This is a genomic window from Kocuria tytonis, from assembly GCF_003226895.2.
Classification (GTDB): Bacteria; Actinomycetota; Actinomycetes; order Actinomycetales; family Micrococcaceae; genus Kocuria; species Kocuria tytonis.
On record NZ_PNJG02000001.1, the window covers coordinates 494,230 to 515,768 of the forward strand.

Below are 21,539 nucleotides of genomic sequence, written 5' to 3' on the forward strand. Positions count from 1 at the left end.
GTCGTGGCGGGAACGGGCAGTGGCCCTCAGTCTACGGCGGGGCCCGCACCGGTCCGGGTCCCGGCCGCGGGGCCCACCGCCACGCGTCCCGTGGGACTGCCCTCCAGCGGCGGCGGGGCGATGCTGCGCAGCTGCGCACCGGCTGCGTCCAGCTGGGCGTTGCGGGCCCAGACCCTGGCCAGGGCGCAGAACTTGTGCCAGTGGGCGGGCAGCTGCTCGGGCACGGCCTGGACCGTGAGCGCCTCGGTCTCCCCGATGGCCACGGCCATCAGCAGCTCGGCGTCCCCGTAGCGCCAGGGTTCCCACTCCCCGGTGGTGGCGTCCACGAGCGACTCCTCCGCCTTGAGACCGGCCACCAGCTGGGTGACCACCTTGGGGTCCGGGGACTTGACCCGCCCCGAGCGGTCCGTCCCCTTGGTCTTGTAGTCGATCAAGCACACCTTGCCGCCGATCCGCGCCACCAGGTCCAGCGTTCCGGCGTAGCCCACCGTGGAGTTCCACACCGTGATCTCTGCCGCCAGCGGCTCCGGGCGGTACAGCTGCCACCACTGGTCCGCACTGTCCGCGAACCGGGCCTCGTGGTGCTCCTCCAGCTCGGCGCGGGCGCGGTCCACCGCGTGCTCGCGCCCCATGGCCCGCAGTGCCAGCTGCTCGCAGTAGTCGTGGACGCGGTCACCGCGCTGCGCCGCCCGGTCACGGTGCCGCTCGGCGGCCTTGGCGGCGTGGTTCACGAGGGCACGGCGGCGTCGTGAGTCCCGCAGGGCGTCGGGAAGCTGCGGATCCGTGGCGAGTGCCTGCGCGGCACTGTAGCCGTACCAGCCGCCGAGGTCGTTGGCCTCGCAGCCGATGACGGTGGTGATCGACGGAACCTGCAGGTCACCGCCCTCCTGCCGCGCGTACATGCGACCGGTGGGCGTCTGCTGGGCCAGGCGGGGTTGCGTCATGGGCTCAGCGTAGGAAAGGGAGCAGACACGGACAGCGAGCCGTGCGGCGGCGGGGAATCCCGCGCGTGGTGCGTCCCGGGCCACGAGATGGGCCGCGAGGCCGGCGCGGTGCCGCGCGTGGGCGGGACGGGTGAACATTCCTGCGCGTCCGCGACCGGTGGCCCGGCGGAACCCCGCACCAGGGGTCGGAGATACAGAAGAACCCGGCCCCTCTCGGGACCGGGTTCTCCGTGGTTTGTGCGCGATACTGGGATCGAACCAGTGACCTCTTCGGTGTGAACGAAGCGCGCTACCGCTGCGCCAATCGCGCTTGCAACGAGAAAGACTCTAGAGCACATCAGCCGCGATGGGCAAATCCTGCCCGGTCCCCCCGGTCGGCGCCCCGGGGACAGGGGGGAGAGACCCCGATTTGCCCGCTCCCCCGCCGGTGGGTAATGTTCTTCCTCGTTGGCCACGCTCCGCAGGCCGAGCCCACCGCGCGGTGGTTCGAACAGCGGGTAGCGCGAGAACCTGTGCTAAAGTTTCCGCTCGGAAGAACGGAGAACTGCGGAGCAGATTTTCGATCGACCGACAATGCGGACGTAGCTCAGCTGGTAGAGCATCACCTTGCCATGGTGAGGGTCGCGGGTTCGACTCCCGTCGTCCGCTCGCAGTTTTCGACCCTGGTCGAGACCTGAGACCTTGTCCTCCAAGGATCTGGTCCCCGGTGGGGTGGCCGAGTGGTTAGGCAGCGGCCTGCAAAGCCGTCAACGCGGGTTCGAATCCCGTCTCCACCTCGGTGCAACCACCCGTTCAATTCACGAACATTGAGCGCGATTGGCGCAGCGGTAGCGCGCTTCCCTGACACGGAAGAGGTCACTGGTTCGATCCCAGTATCGCGCACCAGAGGAAAACCCCGGAACTCACGTTCCGGGGTTTTCTCATGCCCTCCGCCCTGCTCCGTCCTACCGCCCAGTGGTGTGAGCACCCAGCACGGAGTGGGAGGTGTGGCCCAGGGCCCGCAGGATCCTGGTCAGGCGGTCGTAGGCGACCATTCCCCGCACCGCGCGGGCTACCACCACGTCCCGAGAGGGCTCCCCGTTCTCCGCCGCACCCTTCTCTTCTGTGACTCTCTCCCCTGCCGGGGCCGCGGCCTTCGGCCCTGGTTCCCCCAGCGTGTGGACGTCCACCCGGGCGAGCTCGTCCAGTGCCCGCCCGTAGCGCAGCAGCACCTCACGGGACACGGGTGTGCCGTCTCGCCGCCACCTCGCGAGCAGCTCGGCCAGGGCATCCCGGGGACCGCTGCTGATGTCCGGCCACCCCAGCGTCTCCAGCAGATCCGACACCATCGGATCCTCCGGCGGACCCGGCCGGTCACCACGGCCCGTGGCGGTCCCCGCGTTGACGGTCAGTTCCGTGGCGAGGGCCTGGGCGATCTCGAGGGCATCCACCACGGGCCGCTGCGGATCGTCGATGACCCGGCACAGCTCACGGAGATCAGGAATCGACGCCCCGGCCTCCTCGCGCAGCACCCGGATGAGTTGCAGCCGCTCCACGTGCTCGCGGCCGTAGTCCTGGCGCGTGGCGGTGATGCGTGTCCCGGCGGGGAGAAGTCTCTCGCGGCGGTAGTACTTGATGCTGGCTGCGGAGATCCCCGCAGTCTGTGCGAGTTTGCTGAGGAGCATGGCTCCCTTCCTTTCCCCGTGGCCCGGAGGCCGCGGCACCGGGCCCGTGCATGGATAGTGGACCGCGCCCCGAAGATCTTGATGGCGGGAGGTGGATAGCATAACTATCTTCGAGGCATGAGCCACTTCACACCGCTGATCGCCCTCCACGCCTCCTGCGCCCTCTACGTCCTCCTGGTGGGCCCCGTGCAGCTGCTGCGCCGCCCCCGCGACCGCGCCCACAGGATTCTTGGCGTCTCGTGGGTGGCAGTCATGGTGGTCAACTGCGTGACCTCCTTCTTCATCCATCCCCAGGGCCTCACCTGGCTGCACGGGCTCGCGGCCTTCACCCTCTTCTCCGTGGGACTGGCCATCTGGGGCATCACCCACGGAAACGTGGCCATGCACCGGCGCAACATGCTGGGCTGCTACCTGGGCACTCTCGTGGCGTTCGGCTTTGCGGTGGGTGTGCCCACGCGGGCCATCCCCCAGACTCTCACCAGCGCCCCGGCGGTTCTGCTGGGCAGCGCGCTGGGCCTCGCCGTGCTGGCCGGCGCGTGGAGTGCCACGATCATCCGCACCTGCTGGGCACCCGGGACCAGCCACGCCCCGGGGCGCGGCGCGTGAGGCGCGTGCTGCGGCCGAGGCCGACGAGCGGCGTCGTTCCCCGGAGGCGGGGGAATCAGCTCTCGGTGCCGTCCACCACGCCCACGGCGACGGCGAGGTCCTGCCAGCTCATGCCCACGCACTTGAACACGCGGGGCCGGGAGCGGTCCACGGCGACCGCGCCGGTGACCACGTCCGCGAGGGGCACGAGGTCCTCCTCGATGAGCGCGCCCTCCGCCACGGCCTGCACGACGTCCCCGGCCTCGCGCAGCGCCGTGCCGCGGTCCTCCACGACCACCTGCGCCCTGCCCATCAGCGCGGCGTCCAGTTCCCGGGCGTCCGGCTCGTGGGATCCCATGGCGACGACGCACGCCGCGTCCCGGACCAGCGCGCCGTCGAACAGGGGCTCCGCGGCGGAGGTGGCGCACACGACGACGTCCGCGTCCCGGACGTCCTCCGCCGTCCCGGCGCGCGCGGCCAGCCCGAGCCGTTGCGCGTGCTCCACCGCGGCCGCGACCTTCTCGGGGCTGCGACCGCACACCACCACCTCCGAGAAGTCCCGCACGTCCGCGAACGCCTCGATGTGGGACAGCGCCTGCGGGCCGGTGCCGAACACCATGAGGGTGCGGGCGTCCGGGGCGGCCAGCCGGTCGGCGGCCAGAGCCGAGATCGCGGGGGTGCGCAGCGTGGTGAGCGCACTGCCCTCCAGCACGGCCCGCACCGTGAGCGTGGCGGTGTCCATGAGCAGGTACGTGGCCTGGATCCGCGGCAGACCGCGTTCCGAGTTGCCCGGGGACACCGATGCGACCTTGACCCCGCTCCACCGCCCCAGCACCGAGGGCATGAGGAGCATGTGGCCGTCGCCCGCCGCCACGCTGCCGCGCGCCGGGTCCGCCTCCGGACGGAAGCCGTCCAGCAGGGTGGCTTCCAGCAGGTGCCGTGCGCGCCGGGGACCCACTGCCGCCAGGATCTGCCGGGAGTCGTACCACCGCGGTGCGTCCGGGGCGAGGTGGTGCTGGTCGGGACTCATGGGCAATTCCTCCTCGTGAAGCAGTGGGGTCGACGGCGCACGGCGTCCCCGTGCGTGCTTGCGGGCGGAGCCCGTCGAAGCAGTCCCCGACGTGCGCGTAGAGGAACGGGGGACGTCGGCATGCCGGGCCACCGCGGCTCCCACGACGGCGGCTGCCCCGCCCGACCGGGCGGTCGAACGGGGCAGCCGAAGGGGTGCCGACGCGCGCGGGACGCCCGCCGGCGGCGTCGTTCCCCGAACTCGGGGACGACGCCGGTGCATCACAGCATGCAGGACACGCAGCCCTCGACCTCGGTGCCCTCCAGCGCGAGCTGGCGGATCCGGGAGTAGTACATGGTCTTGATGCCCTTGCGCCACGCGTAGATCTGCGCGCGGTTGATGTCGCGCGTGGTGGCGGTGTCCTTGAAGAACAGCGTCAGGGACAGGCCCTGGTCCACGTGCTGGGAGGCCGCGGCGTACGTGTCGATGATCTTCTCGTAGCCGATCTCGTACGCGTCCTGGAAGTACTCCAGGTTCTCGTTGTCCATGAAGGGGGCCGGGTAGTACACGCGCCCCAGCTTGCCCTCCTTGCGGATCTCGATGCGCGAGGCGATCGGGTGGATCGAGGACGTGGAGTTGTTGATGTAGGAGATGGAACCCGTGGGCGGGACCGCCTGCAGGTTCTGGTTGTACATCCCGTCCGCCATGACCTTCTCGCGCAGCTGCCGCCAGTCCTCCGCGGTGGGCAGCGCGATGCCGGCGCGGTCGAACAGCTCACGGACCCGCGCGGTGGTCGGCTCCCAGGAGCGGTCGATGTACTTGTCGAAGAACGAGCCGTTCGCGTAGTCGGACTTCTCGAAGCCCACGAAGGACTCGCCGCGCTCCTTGGCGATCAGGTTCGACGCGCGGATGGCGTGGTAGGTGACCGCGTAGAAGTACATGTCGGTGAAGTCCACGCCCTCCTCCGAGCCGTAGAAGATGTGCTCCTTGGCCAGGTAGCCGTGCAGGTTCATCTGGCCCAGGCCCACCGCGTGGGACATCTGGTTGCCGCGGCGGATCGAGGGGACGGAGTCGATGTTGGACATGTCCGACACCGCCGTGAGGCCGCGGATGGCGGTCTCGATGCTCCCCCCGAAGTCCGCGGACTCCATGGCCAGCGCGATGTTCATGGAGCCCAGGTTGCAGGAGATGTCCTTGCCCACCTCCGCGTAGGTGAGGTCCTCGTTGTACGTGGAGGGCTCGGAGACCTGCAGGATCTCGGAGCACAGGTTGGACATGATGATCTTGCCCGCGATGGGGTTGGCGCGGTTCACGGTGTCCTCGAACATGATGTACGGGTAGCCGGATTCGAACTGCACCTCCGCCAGGGTCAGGAAGAACTCGCGGGCGTTGATCTTGGTCTTCGTGATCCGGGAGTCGTCCACCATCTCGTGGTACTTCTCGCTCACGTTCACGTCCGCGAACGGCATGCCGTAGATGCGCTCCACGTCGTACGGGGAGAACAGGTACATGTCCTGGTTCTTCTTGGCCAGCTCGAACGTGATGTCCGGGATGACCACGCCGAGGGACAGGGTCTTGATGCGGATCTTCTCGTCCGCGTTCTCCCGCTTGGTGTCCAGGAAGTTGAGGATGTCCGGGTGGTGGGCGTGCAGGTACACGGCACCGGCGCCCTGGCGCGCGCCCAGCTGGTTCGCGTAGGAGAACGAGTCCTCCAGCAGCTTCATCACGGGGATCACCCCGGAGGACTGGTTCTCGATCATCTTGATGGGCGCACCGGACTCGCGCAGGTTGGTGAGCGCGAACGCCACACCGCCACCGCGCTTGGACAGCTGCAGCGCAGAGTTGATGTTGCGTCCGATGGACTCCATGTTGTCCTCGAAGCGCACCAGGAAGCACGAGACCAGCTCTCCGCGCTGCTTCTTGCCCGCATTGAGGAACGTGGGCGTGGCCGGCTGGAACCGCCCGGAGATGATCTCCGCGACGAGCCGCTCGGCGAGTGCCTCCTCCCCGTCCGCGAGGTACAGGGACACCATGACCACGCGGTCCTCGAAGCGCTCCAGGTAGCGCTGCCCGTCGAAGGTCTTGAGCGTGTACGAGGTGTAGAACTTGAACGCGCCCAGGAAGGTCTGGAAGCGGAACTTGTAGCCGTAGGCCTGCTTGGACAGCTTCTTGATGAACTCGATGCTGTACTTCTCCAGCACCTCGGCCTCGTAGTACTGGTGGTCCACCAGGTACTTGAGCTTCTCCTCGAGGTCGTGGAAGAACACGGTGTTCTTGTTCACGTGCTGCAGGAAGTACTGCCGGGCCGCCTGGCGGTCCGCCTCGAACTGGATGTTGCCCTCGGCGTCGTAGAGGTTCAGCAGCGCGTTGAGCTCGTGGTAGCCCAGTCCGCGGTACTTCTCGGGGCAGGTGGGGTCTTCGTGACCGGGCTCGACGCTCACTCCCGGGGTTGCGTGAATGCTGGCCAAAACTCTTCCAATCCTTGGGTGACTTTTTCGACGTCCTCGTCCGTGCCCATGAGCTCGAACTTGTAGAGCAGCGGGACCTGGCACTTGGCGGCGACCTTCTCCGCCGCCACGCAGAACAGGGGGCCGAAGTTGGTGTTGCCCGCGCCGAGCACCCCCTTGAGGTGCTGCCGGGAGGAGGCGTCGTTGAGGAACTTGACGACTTGCGGGGGGACGGACCCCGCTCCCCCCGGCCGCCCGTAGCTGGGCACGGCCAGCACGTACGGTTCGCTGATGCGGGGAACGGGGTCGGAGGTCTTGAGGGGCAACCGGATGGATCGCACCGGCAGTTTGGCGACGAAACGATCCGTGTTGCGCGTCACGGAGGAGAAGTACACCACCAGGGGTGCGTCCTCGGCCGCGACGACGGGGGTGCGATGGAGTTCCCGCTCCTTCGCCTGAGCGAGAACCGAGGCGATGGCACTCATACCGGGTCACTTCGATTCTGGAGGGTCGTGCTGGGTGGTGACGGTTTTCGGGGCGAACGCGGTCCCGACACGGGTCCGACGCCGGTCCCACGGCGCCCTGGGAGTGGCCCGGAGCCGGTCCGCGAGCCGTGGCCAACCGCCCGGACCTGCTTGCCCGGGAACCGGGTGCGAGCGGCGGTCCCGCCGGGAACCGGGGTCAGGCGGAGAGCAGCAGCGCCAGGGAATTGATCTTGTCGGGGCGGAACCCGGACCAGTGCTCGGTGCCGGTCTCCACCACGGGAACCTGCTGGTAGCCCAGGGCGACTACGTGCTCGTAGGCGGCGGTGTCCTCGGTGACGTCCACGACGGTGTAGTCGATGCCCTTCTTGGTGAGGGCCCGGTAGGTGGCGTTGCACTGGACGCACGACGGCTTGGAATACACGGTGACGGACATAGCCCATTTCTCCTTGCGAAAAGTACCGGTTCTCCGGCGCTCCCGGGGCCGGTCGGCTCGTGATCCGGGGGGTGCGCCAGGCGATTGATCATCTGCGTCAATACTACATCTAGTAGTGCGTGTGGGTAGAGCACCCAACATGATGTGGTCGCGTGTTCCACAGGGCCCACTGCTTTATCCCCCTGTTGTCCACAGGGCGGCGCCGAGCAGGCCCGCACGATCACGCGGTTTTCCGACCCGGGATGTGGACAGGGAACGTTCCACAACCCACCGAAAAAATATTTCGGGGGCGTCGTCACGCTCGGGTTCGTGGCACGGCGGCGGCCGGGCGGTCAGAGCAGGCCGGCGCTCGCGAGCTGGTCGGAGATGGACGCGCCGTCGTTCGCCTCGATCCACAGGACGCCCTCGGGCACCGTGACGCGGTGCCCGTCGGAGATGCGGGCACCCGAGGCCAGCACGGCCTCGGTGGGCGAGAGGTTGCGGATCACGATGGCCGCCACGGAGTCCGGGTGGCGCTGGGCGAAGCCCGAGTAGATCTGCGGGTCGTGCTGGCCGTCGTCGCCGATGAGGATCCACCGCACGTGCGGGAAGTTCCGGGCCAGGCGCTGCAGGTTCTGCACCTTGTGCTGTGAGCCGGAGCGGAACCACCGTTCGGTGGTGGGTCCCCAGTCCGTCAGCAGCAGCGCACCGGCCGGATAGGCGTTGCGTGTGAGGAAGCGGCGCAGCGTGGGCGCCACGTTCCACGCTCCCGTGGAGAGGTAGAGGAACGGCGCGTGCGGGTGCTTGCGCCGCAGCCGGTCCATCATGGTGGACATCCCCGGGGTGGGGATGCGCGCGTGCTCGTTGGCCACGAAGGAGTTCCAGGCCGCGAGCATGGGACGCGGCAGCGCGGTGACCATGACGGTGTCGTCGACGTCGCACACGACACCCAGGTGCTGCTGGTCCGAGACCACGGTCACCGTGGCCTCGGTGACCTCCGAGCCCTCCGCCTGCATGTAGATGGAGTGCACCCCCGGCGCCATGGAGACGTTGAGGTCCACGTCGATCACGCCGCCCTTGTCCGCGACGAGGTGGAACTCGTGGTCCCCCAGCCACACGTTCACGTGGGCGAAGGCGTAGGGCACCGAGGAGAACGAACGCCAGCCGCGGATGGACTCGGCGGCGTCGTCCGTGTCCTCGCTCAGCGAGCGCGTCTTGAGCAGGACGCGTCCCAGTGCGCGGACGTAGCGCGGGCTGCCGTAGCCGTCGAAGGCGAGCATGGTGGGGATGTCCCCCCGCTGCACCGCCCGGCCCTGGCGCCAGCGCTGCAGCTTCTGGTCGAAGCGGTAGCCGATGTTGATTGCCTCTTCCGTGACCTGGTCCACGGTAGGCAGCAGATCCCCTCCGCCACTGTTCTTCGCCATGGTGCTCAGTGTTCCACAGGCGAGGGGACGTGATGGGCGGTGGGTTCGTGGCGCGGTGCTGTGTCATCGCGGCACCGCCCGGTCACGGGCCGCTGGTGCGGCGGGGGTGTGGCGGGAGCCGGCGCGGCCGTGCGGTCGGCCGGGGGGCCCGGGGTCGGGTGTGCGCGGCGGCCCGGAGGGGAACGGCCGGGAACCCAGCAGCGTGCGGGGGTCCGGGAGGGTCTCGGGGCGGGAGAGGTCCCAGGCACGAGCCGCCTGGATGCCGATCCCCCGCGGGCCGGTGCGTCGGGTGTGGCCGTGGACCAGCAGCAGCGTGGGGGCGAAGAGCACGTTCCCCGAGGCGGCCTGGGCCTCGTCGAAGAACGTGCAGTCCACGGCCCCGGAGCCGTCGTCCAGGGAGATGAAGACCACGCGCCTGCCGCTGCGCATGGGCGGGGTCATGGTGGAGACCCGCACACCGGCCACGACCACCTCGCTCCCGCTGCGCAGCCCCAGCAGGTCCTGGGCGCGCGTGGCCCCGTAGGTGCGCATGAGTTCCGCGTGGGAGTCCATGAGGTGGGCGCTGACCTCCACGTTCATGGTGTCCAGCTCCGCCCGCACCCTCTCCCGGAGGCCCGGTTCGGGCAGCCGGGCCGGCAGGGACGTCAGGTCCAGGTCCCCCAGGGGCAGGGCCAGCTGCCCCTCCCCCGGTTGCGAGCGCGCGGCGGCACCCCGCCCGTGGGCCGGCTGGTCCGCGCGGTCCGTGAGGAAGTGGACCATGTCCGCGCGGGAGGCGCGGGCTCCCGAGCCCTGCAGCAGGCCGTCCAGCGCCCCGGCGGTGGCCAGGCGCTGCAGGCTCCTGCGGGAGGGGCGGGCCCGGGTCCGGAGCTCGGCCAGGGTGCTGTAGGGCTGCCCCGCGAGGATCCGCTCGATCTCGGGGGCGGTGATGCCCGTGATGACGTCCAACGACATTCGGATGCCCCACGCGCCGTCCTGGGTGTGCGGGATCCCGGCGTCCAGGTCCCCGGAGCACACGGTCCCGGGACGCGGGGTGACGGGTTCCACCCGGTGGTGCTCGCCGCTGCGGTTGACGTCCGGGCCGAGCACGGGGATCCCCATGCGCCGGGCCTCTCCCACGAGCAGCCGCGCGGGGTACATCCCGGGGTCGTGCTCCCACACCCCGGCCATGAACGCCTCCGGGTGGTGTGTCTTCAGCCACGCGGACTGGTAGGTGGGCACGGCGAAGGCCACCCCGTGGGCCTTGCAGAATCCGAAGCTGCCGAAGGCGTGGAGGATCTGCCACACGGTGTCGATCACGTGGGGGGTGTAGCCGCGGGCGCGGGCGCCGTCCCGGAAGGCGGTCTCCACGGGCCCTTCGGAGGGGGAGCCGAGCAGGCGCCGCCAGACGTCCGCGCGCCCGAGTCCGCAGCCGGTCATCCGGTCCATGATGCGCATGATCTGCTCGTGGTAGACGGCCACCCCGCGGGTCTCGGCGAGGATCTCCTCGAGGTCCGGGTGGGGATAGACGGGGGTGCTCCAGCCGTGGCGGGCGTCGAGGTAGGGCCGGACCATGTTGGCCTGCATGGGCCCGGGGCGGAAGAGGGAGATGTCCACGACGAGGTCGCTGAACTCCTCCGGTCCCATGGTCCCGATGAGTTCGCGCTGCCCGGGGGACTCGATCTGGAAGCATCCCAGGGTGTGGGTGGAGCTGATGAGGCGGAAGGTGTCAGGGTCGTCCCGGGGCATGGCGTCCAGGTCCGGGGGTGGTTCGTGGGGGTGCAGCCGGGCGACCTCCGCGACGGCGTGGGCCAGGGTGGACTGCATCCGCACCCCCAGGACGTCGAGTTTGATGAGGCCCATGGGGTCCATGTCGTGCTTGTCGTACTGGGACATGGGCAGCCCGATCCCGCTGGCCTGGACGGGGGTGCGCTCCAGCAGGGTGGTGTCGGAGAGGATGACGCCGCACGGGTGCATGGAGATGTGGCGGGGCAGCCGGTCGAGGCGTTCCGTGAGGTCCACGAGCAGGTCCAGCTGCCGGTTGTCCCGCAGCCGCTCCGCGAGGGGCGCGAGTTCGGGGCGGCGGGAGATCTCCTCGCGCAGAGTCCCCCCGGGCACCCGCCACAGCTGGCCCGCCACGTGGTCCACGTCCCGGGGTCCGAGGCCCAGGGCGAGCCCGGCGTCCCGGACGGCACCGCGGGAGCGGTAGGCGTTCTGCATGCTCATGAGGGTCACGCGCCGGGGCCCGAAGCGCTCGAAGATCCGCCGGTAGACGTCGTGGCGCCGGGCGCTCTCCATGTCGATGTCGATGTCCGGGAGGTTGGGCCGCAGCGGGGAGAGGAAGCGTTCGAAGACGAGGTCGTACTCGAGCGGGTCCGTCGGGGAGATCCCGAGCAGGTGCACCACCAGGGAGGAGACGCCGGAGCCGCGGGCGGCGTGGCGCACCGCCATGGCGCTCATCAGCTCCGAGACCTCGGCCACGGTCAGGAAGTAGCCGGCGAAGCCCAGCTGGGAGATCACGGCCAGTTCCCGCTCCAGCCGTCCCCGCAGGGACTCCCGGTTGAGTCCGGGGACCGTGCGGTCCCAGTCCTCCCCCGCGTGCAGCCGCGCGAGCCCGGCGTGGCAGCGTTGCGCGAGCTCGCGGTCCGGGTCCCCCCGCAGACCGAGCACGGAGGCCTCGGGGACCACGGGCGTGCCCATCCCGAGGTCCTGCTGCGGGTCCAGGCTGCAGCGTTCGGCGAGGCGGTGCGTGTCCGCGAGCAGCCCCGCGGGCGTGGCGTCCCCCCGGTCCGCGGCACGGGTGATCTCGTGGGCCAGCAGGGTCATCCGGTCGGGGTCCTTGAGCCAGCCCTGCCCGTTGGGCTGCAGCACGCCCCGGTCCGTCCCGGCGAGCTCCTCGAGGGACATGAGGGTGCGGGCGGCGTCCAGGACGTCCGCGGTCACCGCCTGTCCCGGGTGGGCGTAGCGCACGGCGTTGCTGAGCACCACGGGCAGACCCGCCGCGCGACCGATCTCGTACAGGCGCACGGCGTGCCCCGTGCTCAGCGGAGCTCCCTGGGGCGCCAGGTGGGTTGCGGTCTCCACCACGAGTGCTCCCGCGGGCAGCCGGAGCCGCCAGCGGTTCAGGGCCTGGCGCGCGCCGCCGTAGCGCCGTCGGGCCAGCAGCCGGCCCACGTCCGAGTCCGGGCCCACCAGCACCACGAGTCCTGGGTCCCCGTGCCGGGCGGCCCGCTGCACGTGCCGGGCGATCTGCGCCCCGGTGAGGCCGACGGGGTGCGCGGCGGAGCGGTCGTGGGCCCGGTGGGCGGCCGAGACCAGCCGGCACAGCGCCGCGTACCCCGTCCCGCCGTTGTGCCCGGTGGCCAGCACGACCACCCGCCCGACCACCGGGGGCGCCGCCGCACGACGCCGCTCGCTCCCGCCCCGGCGCGCGGGTTCCCCTCCCCCGCCGGGGCTGGCCCCCAGCAGGGCCAGGTCCACCCCCAGCACCGGGGCGATGCCGCGGGCCCGGCATGCCAACACGTGCTTGACGGCTCCGTAGAGCCCGTCCCGGTCCGTGCACGCCAGGATCTCCGCGTTCTGCCCGGCCGCCGCCTCGGCGAGTTCCTCGGGGCGCGCCACACCGTAGTGCGCGCTGAAGGCCGAGGCCACGTGAAGGTGAGGGAACCACATGCCCATATTCGAAACTGTGTTCGAATGTTTGTCAACCGGGGTGCGGTCCCCCGCGTGCGGGGCGGGGCGGTCCCGTCAGAAGCCGGCACGGAGCACCCGCCACCGCCCGGTGAACTGGTCCCGCGTGAGGTCGAAGGTGCGCGCCATGAGTGCCCCGGGCTCCACGGCCTGCATGCGCCAGCACTCCCGATCCACCGCGCTGATCTCGCTCTCACGAGGGACGCGGTCCGCCACATCCCACCAGTTCCGGCGTTCGTACCAGTGGATCACGGGCTGCAGCACACGGTGCCGGCACCCGCGGTGGACCACTTCGAGGGGCTCCCCCGAGGCGCTGCAGTGCACCGAGACGCCGTCCGTGCCGGATCCCGCGGCGGGCGGCCACGCCCGTTCCGGAACCTCCTCGACGGCGCCCGCACCGATCACCGGGACCCCGGACCACGGGTCCTCGTACCGCTCCGTTCCCGTCACGTCCGGCATCGTCATGGTGGATCACCCTCCCAGGTATTCGAAACTTTATTCGACTCCTGGAACGGTGCCAAGACCGTCCGACACGCATAAGCGGCCGGGGGTGGGGGACGCGGCGGAACCCCTGCCCCGCGGCGGGCGGGGGTGAACCGGGGAGCAGCCCCGGAAACCGCCCCGGCCCGGGAGCACACCGGTGCGCGCGGACGCTGCGCGTCGGCGCGGGGCCGGGGGGGGCGCGAGCGTGTCAGGCGCCCCCCTGCGCCACGGCGGCGACGACCGCGCCCGTGACCCGCACGAGGTCCTCCGGCCGCAGGCCCACGTCGAATCCCCGGCGCCCGCCCGAGACGTACAGCTCCGCCAGTGACCGCGCGCTCTCGTCCACCACCGTGGGCAGCGTGGAGCGCTGTCCCAGGGGGCTCACTCCCCCGAGCACGTAGCCGGTCAGCCGGTGCACGTCCGCGGGGTCCGCCAGGTGCGCCTTCTTCGCGCCCAGCGCCGCCGCGACGGCCTTGAGGTCCGCCCGCGCGGCCACCGGCACCACGCACACCCCGAACCCGCCGTGGTCCAGGGAGACCACGAGTGTCTTGAACACGGCCTCCGGTGCCAGCCCCAGGGCCTCGGCGGCCTCGTTCCCGTAGGACTCCGCCCGTGGGTCGTGCTCGTAGGACAGTTCCCGGAACGGCACGCCCGCCTCGCTCAGTGCGCGGGTGGCCGGGGTGGCGGAGGACTTCTGCTTCCTCGTGGTCATGTCTCGTCTCCGTTCGGTCGTGGTTCGCGGGGACGCCTCCCGCCGTGCCGGATGGCGCCGGAGCACACGTTGGGTACTGTGGTCCCAAGCCCGCAGCACGAGAGGTGCGAGTCCCCGGCACCCGAGCCTACGACCCTCCCGCCGCGCGGACGAGTGTTCCCCCAGCACCACCGCCGCCACCCGCGCCCTCCCCGTTCCCCGCACCGCGCGACCGCGCGCCCGGTCCAGCCCCCCGCAGGACCGGACGCCCGCCGCCCGCACGTCCGACGACGGGATCGGAGGCCGCGGGGCCCGGAGGTGGCTCTCGCCCCACTCAGGATTCAGGAGGTCCGGGAAGTTGGCCACGACCCCACCCCCCGCCACGGCCCTGGCCCGCTGGAGCACCGGCGGCACCCCACCGCGGTACCGACTGATCGTCTTCCCCCACGCCGGGGCGGGCGGCCTCTCCGGCAGGGTCTTCCTGACCGCCGACACCGAGGTCCTCGTCCACCGCCGCCCCGCGCGGGAGTCCCGCACGGCGGAGAACACCCCCGTGACCGTGGCCACCGCGGTGGCCGAGGCGGTGGCCGCGCTGCTGCCCGTCCTGGACGCCGACGACGTCCCCACCGCCGTTCTGGGGCACTCCTTCGGGGCCCTGCTCGCCGCCGAGTTCACCGCCGCGGTGGACCGACGCCGCCCCGGGCGGCTGCACCGGGTGGCCCTCTCCGCGAAGGACACGCCTCCGGCCCCGGATCCCGCGCTCGCCGCCGTGCTCGAGGACGACGCCGCCCTGACGGCCTGGCTCCTCGAGCTCGGCGGGACGCCCCGGGAGCTGCTCGCGGACCCGGAGCTGCGTGAGCTGGTGCTGACACCGCTGCGCGCGGACCTGCGGGCGTCCCTGGCCCACGACACCGCCCCGCCCCGCTGGCGCACGCCCCTGCTGCTCGTGTCCGCCGAACGGGACCGCACCGCCACGGCACAGGGCATGGCGGGCTGGGCGCACGCGACCGACGCCGAGGTGGCCGCGCTCACGGTGCCCGGGGGCCATCACGGGCTGCTGGAGCACCCCGAGCTGCTGCACCGGGCCCTGCGCGGGTCCGCCGGGGACACCCCGTGAGCGCGCGGAGCACCGCGGTGCGGCAGCCGGTGTGGGCGGACGTCCGACGCCGCGTGCCCGGTGCCCCGGCGGACCTCACCCTGCACGTGCTCCCGCTGCCGGAGTTCTCGGAGTGGGCGTTCTCGGCGGCGGGCTGCCTCACCGGGGCGGAAGCCGCTCGGGCGTGCGCCATCGAGGAGACCCGGGCCCGTGAGCTGTTCGTGGTCTCGCGGGTGGCGCTGCGCCACGTCCTGGCTCACCGCCTCGGGTGCCGGGCCCACGAGGTCCCCCTCGACCACGACCCCCGCAGCGGCGCCCCGCGCGCGATCCACGGGCGGGCGGGCGCCGTGACCGCGGCTCCCGGCCCGGGGACCGCGCCGTCGCCCGAGCTCGGCCGGGTCCACCCGGTGCGGTTCTCGGTGTCCCGCACCGCGGGCGTCGTGGCCCTGGTCACCGCCCAGCGCGCGGTGGGGGTGGACGTGGAGCGGCTGCAGTCGGCGGTCGAGGCCGACGTGCTGCTGGACGTCCTGCACCCCGCGGACCGCGCGCGGCTCACCCGGCTGCGCGGGCGGCGTCGTGCCGCGGCCGTGACCCGCACGTGGACGCGCGTCGAAGCGCTCGTGAAGGGCTGGGAGACCGGGCTGTCCCGCGACCCGGCCGGCATCCACGTCGGCCCGGCGGCGCGGGCCTGCTACGGACACGACTGGACCGTGAGCGATGTGCGGACCACCGCACGCGAGAACGCCCGCCTGGCCGTGGCGTGGCGAACGGACCCCGGCCCGGTGGGCTGAGGTCCGTTCGACGGGTTCCCCGGGGGCACCCGGGTGCGCCGGTCCCCGGCGGTGCCCGTCCGGCCCCGCGGCCGGACGGGCACCGGGATCCGGTGGCGGGAGCTAGTGGCGACCCGTCCGCGCCCCACGGTGCGCCGGTGACCTCTCCGGCGGGACCACCGCGGCGGCCACCCCCTTGGAGACCCGGGTGACGAGCCGCTCGAGCGGGCCGTTGCCCACGGCCTTCTGCCACGCCACCGCGAACAGCGCGGCCACCACGATCTGCACGATGTACCAGAACCAGGGCGTGCTGTCCGTCCACACCAGGGCCAGGAACACCAGGTGCGAGACGTACAGGGTGAGCGTCATGGAGCCCATCGCCCCCAGCCAGGTCAGCCACTTGCCGATCACGCGGCACAGCAGCAGGAACGCGCCCAGGGCCACCATGGCCAGTCCCGCGCTCTCGAGCAGCGCGAACGGCGTGTTGGTGTGCGGGCCCGAGAGCAGCAGCCACAGGTTCGAGGTGTCCGGCAGCTGGGGGTCCGGTCCGTAGACCTGGATGTTCCACACGTCGTCCGAGGTCATCCACGGGGTCGCCTCGATCAGCGCGTCCTCGAGGTCGAAGCGCATGAGCATCAGCAGCGAGATCCCGCGGGCCACCGCGGCCATCACCGCGCCCACGATGACCAGCAGCACCTGCACGCGGTCCCGGGAGAGGGGAAGCCGGCCCAGGGCCATGCCCAGGCAGATGAACGTCATCCAGGGCAGCGCCGGATACGTGCCGGTGAGGAACAGCTCCGCGAGAACGGCCCCCGGATCCGTGAACAGCTCCGGGAAGCTCGGGTTGCCGTACACGTGGGCCGGCAGCACGGACAGCGACCACTGCATCACGAACGGCATGACCACCGCGAAGAACGCTGCGCAGGCCAGCAGCCACCGCACGCTCATGCGGGTGAACGGGATGGCCACCAGGAACATCAGACCGTAGTAGATGAGGATGTTGAACACCGGCAGGTCCAGCAGGTTGACGCTCAACCCGACCAGGAACAGCACCAGGGCACGCACCAGGATGGAGACCCTCGCGCGGCTGCCCTCGCGGCCGAGGCGAGGATTGCGCCCGCCGGTCATGAACGCGAGGCTCACGCCCGCCAGCGTGGCGAACAGCGCGGCCGAGTGCCCGGCGAACAGCTGCCACTCCACCGAGGGGTTGCCGTCGGCGTCGGCCACGGCCGGCAGCACGTGGACCGCGACCATGCCCACGAGCGCGAACCCGCGGGCCACGTCCACGCCCATGATGCGGCGCTTGGTGCGCCGCCCGTCCGCGCTCGTCACGTTGCGGGTCACGGCCCCCTGACGCGGGGTGGAGGCGGAGCGCGGGGGCGCGGTCACCACCGGGGTGGCGGAGGTCCACAGCCCGCTCTCGGCGGCGGTCCTGCCCCCGTCTCCGCGGTCCCCCAACCACACCTCACGGGGTGGGCGGCGTCCGGGCCGGGGCCGCTGCCCCACCGGGAGGTCGCCCTCCACGACGTTCTCGTCGAGACTCTGCTGGGTCATTCGGTGGCTCCCTCGTGCTGGGCGGCGCGTTCCCGGGTGGGGATCACGGCGGTGGGCGCGGCGGCCGCGGTGGAGCCCGCGGTGTGCTGCGTGATGGCGGCGGAGCCCGACGACGCGGCGTGGGCCCCCCGGGAGGAGACGGGCGCCGGGGTGGGCAGCACCTGTGCGCTGACCACCTGGTCCCCCGGCTCGAGGTGACGGATGGGGTTGCCGCCCCAGTTGCCGTCCGAGGGCACCGTCTCCTGGCGCATGACCAGGGAACCGGGCGCCACGGTGGTGCGCTCCTCGATGGTCGCACCGGGCAGCACGAAGCTGTTGGGGCCCAGGGTGGAGCCGCGGCGCATGGTCACGGGTTCCATGCGCATGATGCGGTCGTGGAACAGGTGGGTCTGCAGCACGGTGCCGCGGTTCACGGACACGTTGTCCTCCAGGCGCACGAGGTCGAACTCCGGCAGCCACCACGTCTCGCACCACACGCTGCGTCCGATGTGCGAACCCATCAGGCGGGCCCACAGGTTGAACATGGGCGAGCCCACGCTCAGGCGGATCATGGAGGGCACGGCCAGGGACTCGGCGAAGACGTCCGTGAGCTCGTTGCGCCACACGAAGGAGCTGAACAGTGGACGCTCACTGGGACGGAAGCGCCCCATCAGGGCCCACTTCACCAGCACCGGCACGAGGCACGCCACCGTGCTGGCCACGGTGAGCACCACGCCGGACCACGCGAACGCGGCCACCACGCCGTTGACGCCCATGCCGTGGGACATGTAGATGTCGGTGAGCACGTACACGATGATCAGGTCCAGCCACGCGGAGACCATGGCGGGCAGGAATCGGAAGAACTCCACGAACGCGCGCGCGGCCTTGAGCCGGCGCTGCGGCTGGAAGGTGGACTCGGAGTCCGCCTCCGTCTTGGCGCGCGCAATGGGCTCCGCGGTGCGCCCCAGCCACGAGGATCCGGCGGGGGCGTGGTGCGGGGCGGAGCTGAGCACGGCCACGAGGGCGTCGGCGGGCAGGTCCCGGTCCGGACCCACGATCCCGGAGTTGCCCACGAAGGTGCGTTCGCCGATCACCGAGGTCCCCACGTGGAGCCAGCCGAAACCGGCGCGGTGGGAGGTGACCAGGGCGTGGTCCGCCAGGAAGGAGCCGTCCTTGAGCGTGGTGAGGTGCGGGATGGTCTCCGCGGTGGAGATCTCCACGTTGCGCCCCACGTTCGCCCCCAGCAGCCGCATGAACCACGGGGTGATGCACGAGGCGTAGATGGGGTAGGTGGAGATCAGGGTGCGCTGCATGAGCGTCTCGGTCAGCCACATGGCCCACCCCACCGGACCGTTCTGCGGGAAGTACCCGGGAACGATCAGCACGGACACCAGGCGCACGGTCGCGACCACCAGCAGCAGCCACACCACGGCGGTGACGATGGTGAACACGGGCACCCACACGGCCACGATCGGGAACACGATCTCGTACTCCTGGATCCGGATCACCCGGGTGAGCACGAGCAGCGCGCCGGGGATCAGCGCCAGGAACGGCAGCAGGCCCACCAGGGCCGCACCGGCGGTGAACGCGAGGTGGGACTGCACCCGCCCCCACGTCCTCAGCCCGCCGACGGCCTCCGGGGAGTCCTCGGGCCAGGTGAGGCCCGCGGCGCCGTGGTGGCGCAGCGGGGAGCCGCCCCACAGCTCGCCGTCCGGCACGCTGCGGCTCACGTGCGAGCCGGGCAGCACCTCGGCGCCGTGGCCCACGCGCATGCCGGGGTCCACGAGCGTGCGGGTGCCCACGCGGGCGTGGTCCCCGATCTCGATGGCGCCCACGTGGAAGACGTCCCCGTCCAGCCAGTAGCCGGAGAGGTCCGCCTCGAACTCCACGGTGGCGTGGTCCCCCACGCTCACGAGCCCGGTCACGGGCGGGGTGTTGTACACATGGGCGTCCTTGCCGATCCGGTTGCCGAACAGCCGGTGCAGGGTGCGCGCCATGGGCGTGCCGGTGAGGACGTCGTACTTGTTGTAGACCACCACGCGCTCGGCGGCCCACACGCGCAGGTGGTTCCAGCTGCCCCGGGGGTAGTGCCCCGGTTTCAGCCCTGCGGTGAGCGCCCGCACGGTGGCGGCGCCCACGAGGACGCGTCCGGGGAGCGAGAACATCACGAGCCAGCCCACGACCAGGGGCCACAGCGGCGGTGTGGGAACCCATCCGGCGTCGGCCACCACGGCCAGGATCCAGACCACGATCACGGAGCCCAGCACGTAGCGGAAGCCGTTGATGACGTTGAGCGCCAGGATGAACAGCCCCTGCAGCCACCCGGTGGCCGCCGGGATGGGCTGGGGGTCCCGCTTGACGTCGTGGGACTCGCCGAGCGTGGCCAGGTACCCCGCCATGCCCTCGAGCGTGGGGTGCGCGTAGATCTTGGCGATCTCGGTGTCCGGGTGCGTCCTGCGCAGCGCGGAAACCAGGCGGGCGAGGGCCACGGAGCTGCCGCCCATGGCGAAGAAGTCGCTGTCCGCGGTGAACGGCAGCGGACCCAGCTGGTCCGCCCACAGCTCGGCGAGCCACGCGAGATCGCCCGTGAGCGGTGCGGAGCCGTCGTCGTTGGAACTGGGCAGCGGCCAGGGCAGGGCCTTGCGGTCCACCTTGCCGGAGGTCTTCATGGGCAGCTCGTCCATGAGGCACAGCGCCGGGACCATGCCACCGGGCAGCCGCTCCACGAGCCAGCGACGCGCCTCGGAGAGGTCCACGGAGCCCTCGAACTCGGGCACCAGGTAGCCGGCGATCACGCTGCCACCGCCCGGGGTGGAGTGCACCGCGCACGCACCCAGCTTCACACCCGGGACCTCGGTCATCTGGTTGTCGATCTCGCCGAGCTCGATGCGCCGGCCCGAGACCTTCACCTGGTCGTCCGCGCGGCCGGCGAACACGATGCCCTCCGGGTCCGCGCGCACCACGTCGCCGGAGCGGTAGGCGCGCTCCCATCCCAGGGACTCCAGGGGCGCGTACTTCTCGGCGTCCTTCGCGGGGTCCAGGTAGCGGCCCAGGCCCACGCCGCCGATGATCAGCTCGCCGGTCTCGCCCCACGCCACGGGCTGTCCCTCGGCATCGACGACGGCGAGCTCCCACCCCGGGACGGCCAGGCCGATCCGGATGGGCGCCTCACCCGTGAGCAGGGCTCCCGTGGCGATCACGGTGGCCTCGGTGGGGCCGTAGGTGTTCCACACCTCACGGCCCGGGCGCACCAGGTGCTTGGTGAGCTCCAGCGGACAGGCCTCGCCGCCGAAGATCAGCAGCCGCACCCTGTCCAGGGCCTCACTGGGCCACAGGGACGCGAGGGTGGGCACGGTGGAGACCGCGGTGATCTGCTTGTCCACGATCCACTGGCCCAGGTCCGGACCGGAGCGCACGATCTTGCGGGGCGCGGGCACCAGGGTGGCACCGTGGCGCCACGCGAGCCACATCTCCTCGCACGAGGCGTCGAACGCCACCGAGAGCCCGGCCATGACGCGGTCCCCGGGGCCGAGGGGGCGGCGCTGGAGGTACATCTGCGCCTCGGCGTCCACGAGGGCCGCGGCGGAGCGGTGGCTGATGGCCACGCCCTTGGGCTTGCCCGTGGAGCCGGAGGTGAAGATGATCCAGGCGTCGTCGCGGGTGCGCGGGGTCTCCGTCTGCTGCCCGGTCGCCACGGCGGGGTTGCGGGTCAGCTCGAGTCCCTGCCCGAACACGGCCGCCACGCCGGCCTCCTCCCACACGGTGTGGGCGCGCTCGTCGGGGTCGTCCCAGTCCACGGGCACGTAGGCGGCGCCGGCGAAGAGGGTGGCGAGGATGGCCACGTAGAGGTCCACCCCGCCGGAGGGCACGCGGACACCCACGCGGTCACCGCGTCCGATCCCCATGTCCCACAGCCGCTGGACGTGGGTCTCGATCCGGTCCTCCAGCTCGCCGTAGGGGACGGACTCGTTCTCGTCCTCCAGGGCGATCGCGTCCGGGAACTGCTCGACGGTGTCGAGCACGATGTCCACCAGGGTGCGCGGCGCCGGTGGCTGCTCCACCGGGTACACCGCTCTGTCCGGGGCCACGCCCCGGTCGGCGGTGGCCGCGTGGGCCCCGCCGCTGAGTTCTTGACTGTCCACTGCTAGTACGCTCCCCCTCGATATGGGCCCGTGACGCAGGAGGAGACAGACGTGGTCCTCGGTCGAGGTACGTCGGTGCGGATGTTTGAATCATGCCGTGCAGGTCCCCCGACCGACACGACGGCGCGACATCCGGAACAGCGCGCGATGGTTCCCAGCGAAAAAGTCCCCCTGCTGGCCCAGTCTGT

Annotated in this window: 15 protein-coding genes and 4 tRNA genes; 6 read left to right on the plus strand and 13 right to left on the minus strand. The window is 71.5% G+C overall.

Annotated features, from left to right (window positions below):
• Nucleotides 1–26: 26 nt before the first annotated feature.
• Both C1C97_RS02215 and C1C97_RS02220 read right to left on the minus strand, forming a co-directional pair.
• Nucleotides 27–944, minus strand: coding sequence for a cytochrome (locus C1C97_RS02215; RefSeq protein WP_110919874.1), 918 nt, complete (start codon nucleotides 942–944; stop codon nucleotides 27–29).
• Between the two features lie 238 nt (nucleotides 945–1,182).
• A tRNA-Val gene (locus tag C1C97_RS02220) sits at nucleotides 1,183–1,254 on the minus strand.
• Between the two features lie 265 nt (nucleotides 1,255–1,519).
• Here C1C97_RS02220 and C1C97_RS02225 point away from each other — a divergent pair.
• From C1C97_RS02225 to C1C97_RS02235, 3 genes are all read left to right on the plus strand, one after another.
• Nucleotides 1,520–1,592: transfer RNA gene (locus C1C97_RS02225), tRNA-Gly, on the plus strand.
• A 57-nt stretch (nucleotides 1,593–1,649) separates the two neighbouring features.
• Nucleotides 1,650–1,720 (plus strand) — tRNA-Cys (locus tag C1C97_RS02230).
• Nucleotides 1,721–1,754: 34 nt separating this feature from the next.
• Nucleotides 1,755–1,829, plus strand: a tRNA-Val gene (locus C1C97_RS02235).
• Between the two features lie 59 nt (nucleotides 1,830–1,888).
• Here C1C97_RS02235 and C1C97_RS02240 read toward each other — a convergent pair.
• On the minus strand, nucleotides 1,889–2,608 hold the full coding sequence (locus tag C1C97_RS02240) for a MerR family transcriptional regulator (protein ID WP_121029857.1): 720 nt from the start codon (nucleotides 2,606–2,608) through the stop codon (nucleotides 1,889–1,891).
• Between the two features lie 117 nt (nucleotides 2,609–2,725).
• On the opposite strand from C1C97_RS02240, the gene C1C97_RS02245 reads away from it, so the two are divergent.
• The gene (locus C1C97_RS02245; protein WP_121029858.1) at nucleotides 2,726–3,214 is read left to right on the plus strand and encodes a DUF2306 domain-containing protein; all 489 of its coding nucleotides are present in this window, start codon (nucleotides 2,726–2,728) and stop codon (nucleotides 3,212–3,214) included.
• Between the two features lie 55 nt (nucleotides 3,215–3,269).
• Here the strand turns inward: C1C97_RS02245 and C1C97_RS02250 are convergent, their stop codons facing one another.
• The 8 genes from C1C97_RS02250 to ybaK form a co-directional block, all read right to left on the minus strand.
• The gene (locus C1C97_RS02250; protein ID WP_110919877.1) at nucleotides 3,270–4,223 is read right to left on the minus strand and encodes an ornithine cyclodeaminase family protein; all 954 of its coding nucleotides are present in this window, start codon (nucleotides 4,221–4,223) and stop codon (nucleotides 3,270–3,272) included.
• Between the two features lie 260 nt (nucleotides 4,224–4,483).
• Nucleotides 4,484–6,643 (minus strand): class 1b ribonucleoside-diphosphate reductase subunit alpha, encoded by a 2,160-nt coding sequence (gene nrdE, locus C1C97_RS02255; RefSeq protein ID WP_110919878.1) that lies wholly within the window; start codon nucleotides 6,641–6,643, stop codon nucleotides 4,484–4,486.
• Nucleotides 6,640–7,134: a class Ib ribonucleoside-diphosphate reductase assembly flavoprotein NrdI gene (nrdI, locus tag C1C97_RS02260; protein WP_233542666.1), complete on the minus strand. Its 495-nt coding sequence runs from the start codon at nucleotides 7,132–7,134 to the stop codon at nucleotides 6,640–6,642. Before nrdI ends, nrdE begins: the two co-directional genes overlap by 4 nt.
• Nucleotides 7,135–7,330: 196 nt before the next feature.
• A complete protein-coding gene (gene nrdH / locus C1C97_RS02265; protein WP_110919879.1) occupies nucleotides 7,331–7,567 on the minus strand; it encodes a glutaredoxin-like protein NrdH in 237 nt (78 codons plus the stop codon).
• A gap of 332 nt (nucleotides 7,568–7,899) precedes the next feature.
• The gene (locus C1C97_RS02270) at nucleotides 7,900–8,970 is read right to left on the minus strand and encodes an App1 family protein (RefSeq protein ID WP_121029859.1); all 1,071 of its coding nucleotides are present in this window, start codon (nucleotides 8,968–8,970) and stop codon (nucleotides 7,900–7,902) included.
• Nucleotides 8,971–9,033: 63 nt separating this feature from the next.
• Nucleotides 9,034–12,618, minus strand: a complete 3,585-nt coding sequence (locus C1C97_RS02275) for a DNA polymerase III subunit alpha (protein WP_121030497.1) — start codon at nucleotides 12,616–12,618, stop codon at nucleotides 9,034–9,036.
• Nucleotides 12,619–12,693: 75 nt separating this feature from the next.
• Complete coding sequence (locus tag C1C97_RS02280) at nucleotides 12,694–13,101, minus strand: hypothetical protein (RefSeq protein ID WP_121029860.1); 408 nt, start codon at nucleotides 13,099–13,101, stop codon at nucleotides 12,694–12,696.
• 226 nt (nucleotides 13,102–13,327) lie between these two features.
• Entirely contained in the window at nucleotides 13,328–13,831 is a 504-nt protein-coding gene (gene ybaK / locus C1C97_RS02285; protein ID WP_121029861.1) for a Cys-tRNA(Pro) deacylase, read from the minus strand.
• A gap of 337 nt (nucleotides 13,832–14,168) precedes the next feature.
• Here ybaK and C1C97_RS02290 point away from each other — a divergent pair, with 337 nt between their 5' ends.
• Nucleotides 14,169–14,927 carry a thioesterase II family protein gene (locus tag C1C97_RS02290; protein ID WP_110920693.1) on the plus strand — a complete coding sequence of 253 codons (759 nt, stop codon included), beginning with the start codon at nucleotides 14,169–14,171 and terminating at the stop codon, nucleotides 14,925–14,927.
• Entirely contained in the window at nucleotides 14,924–15,697 is a 774-nt protein-coding gene (locus C1C97_RS02295) for a 4'-phosphopantetheinyl transferase family protein (RefSeq protein WP_110920694.1), read from the plus strand. The genes C1C97_RS02290 and C1C97_RS02295 overlap by 4 nt, the downstream gene beginning before the upstream one ends.
• Nucleotides 15,698–15,799: 102 nt before the next feature.
• Here the strand turns inward: C1C97_RS02295 and C1C97_RS02300 are convergent, their stop codons facing one another.
• Both C1C97_RS02300 and C1C97_RS02305 read right to left on the minus strand, forming a co-directional pair.
• A complete protein-coding gene (locus C1C97_RS02300) occupies nucleotides 15,800–17,230 on the minus strand; it encodes a DUF418 domain-containing protein (protein WP_121029862.1) in 1,431 nt (476 codons plus the stop codon).
• Nucleotides 17,227–21,351 (minus strand): Pls/PosA family non-ribosomal peptide synthetase, encoded by a 4,125-nt coding sequence (locus C1C97_RS02305; protein ID WP_233542667.1) that lies wholly within the window; start codon nucleotides 21,349–21,351, stop codon nucleotides 17,227–17,229. The genes C1C97_RS02300 and C1C97_RS02305 overlap by 4 nt, the downstream gene beginning before the upstream one ends.
• Between the last annotated feature and the right edge of the window lie 188 nt (nucleotides 21,352–21,539).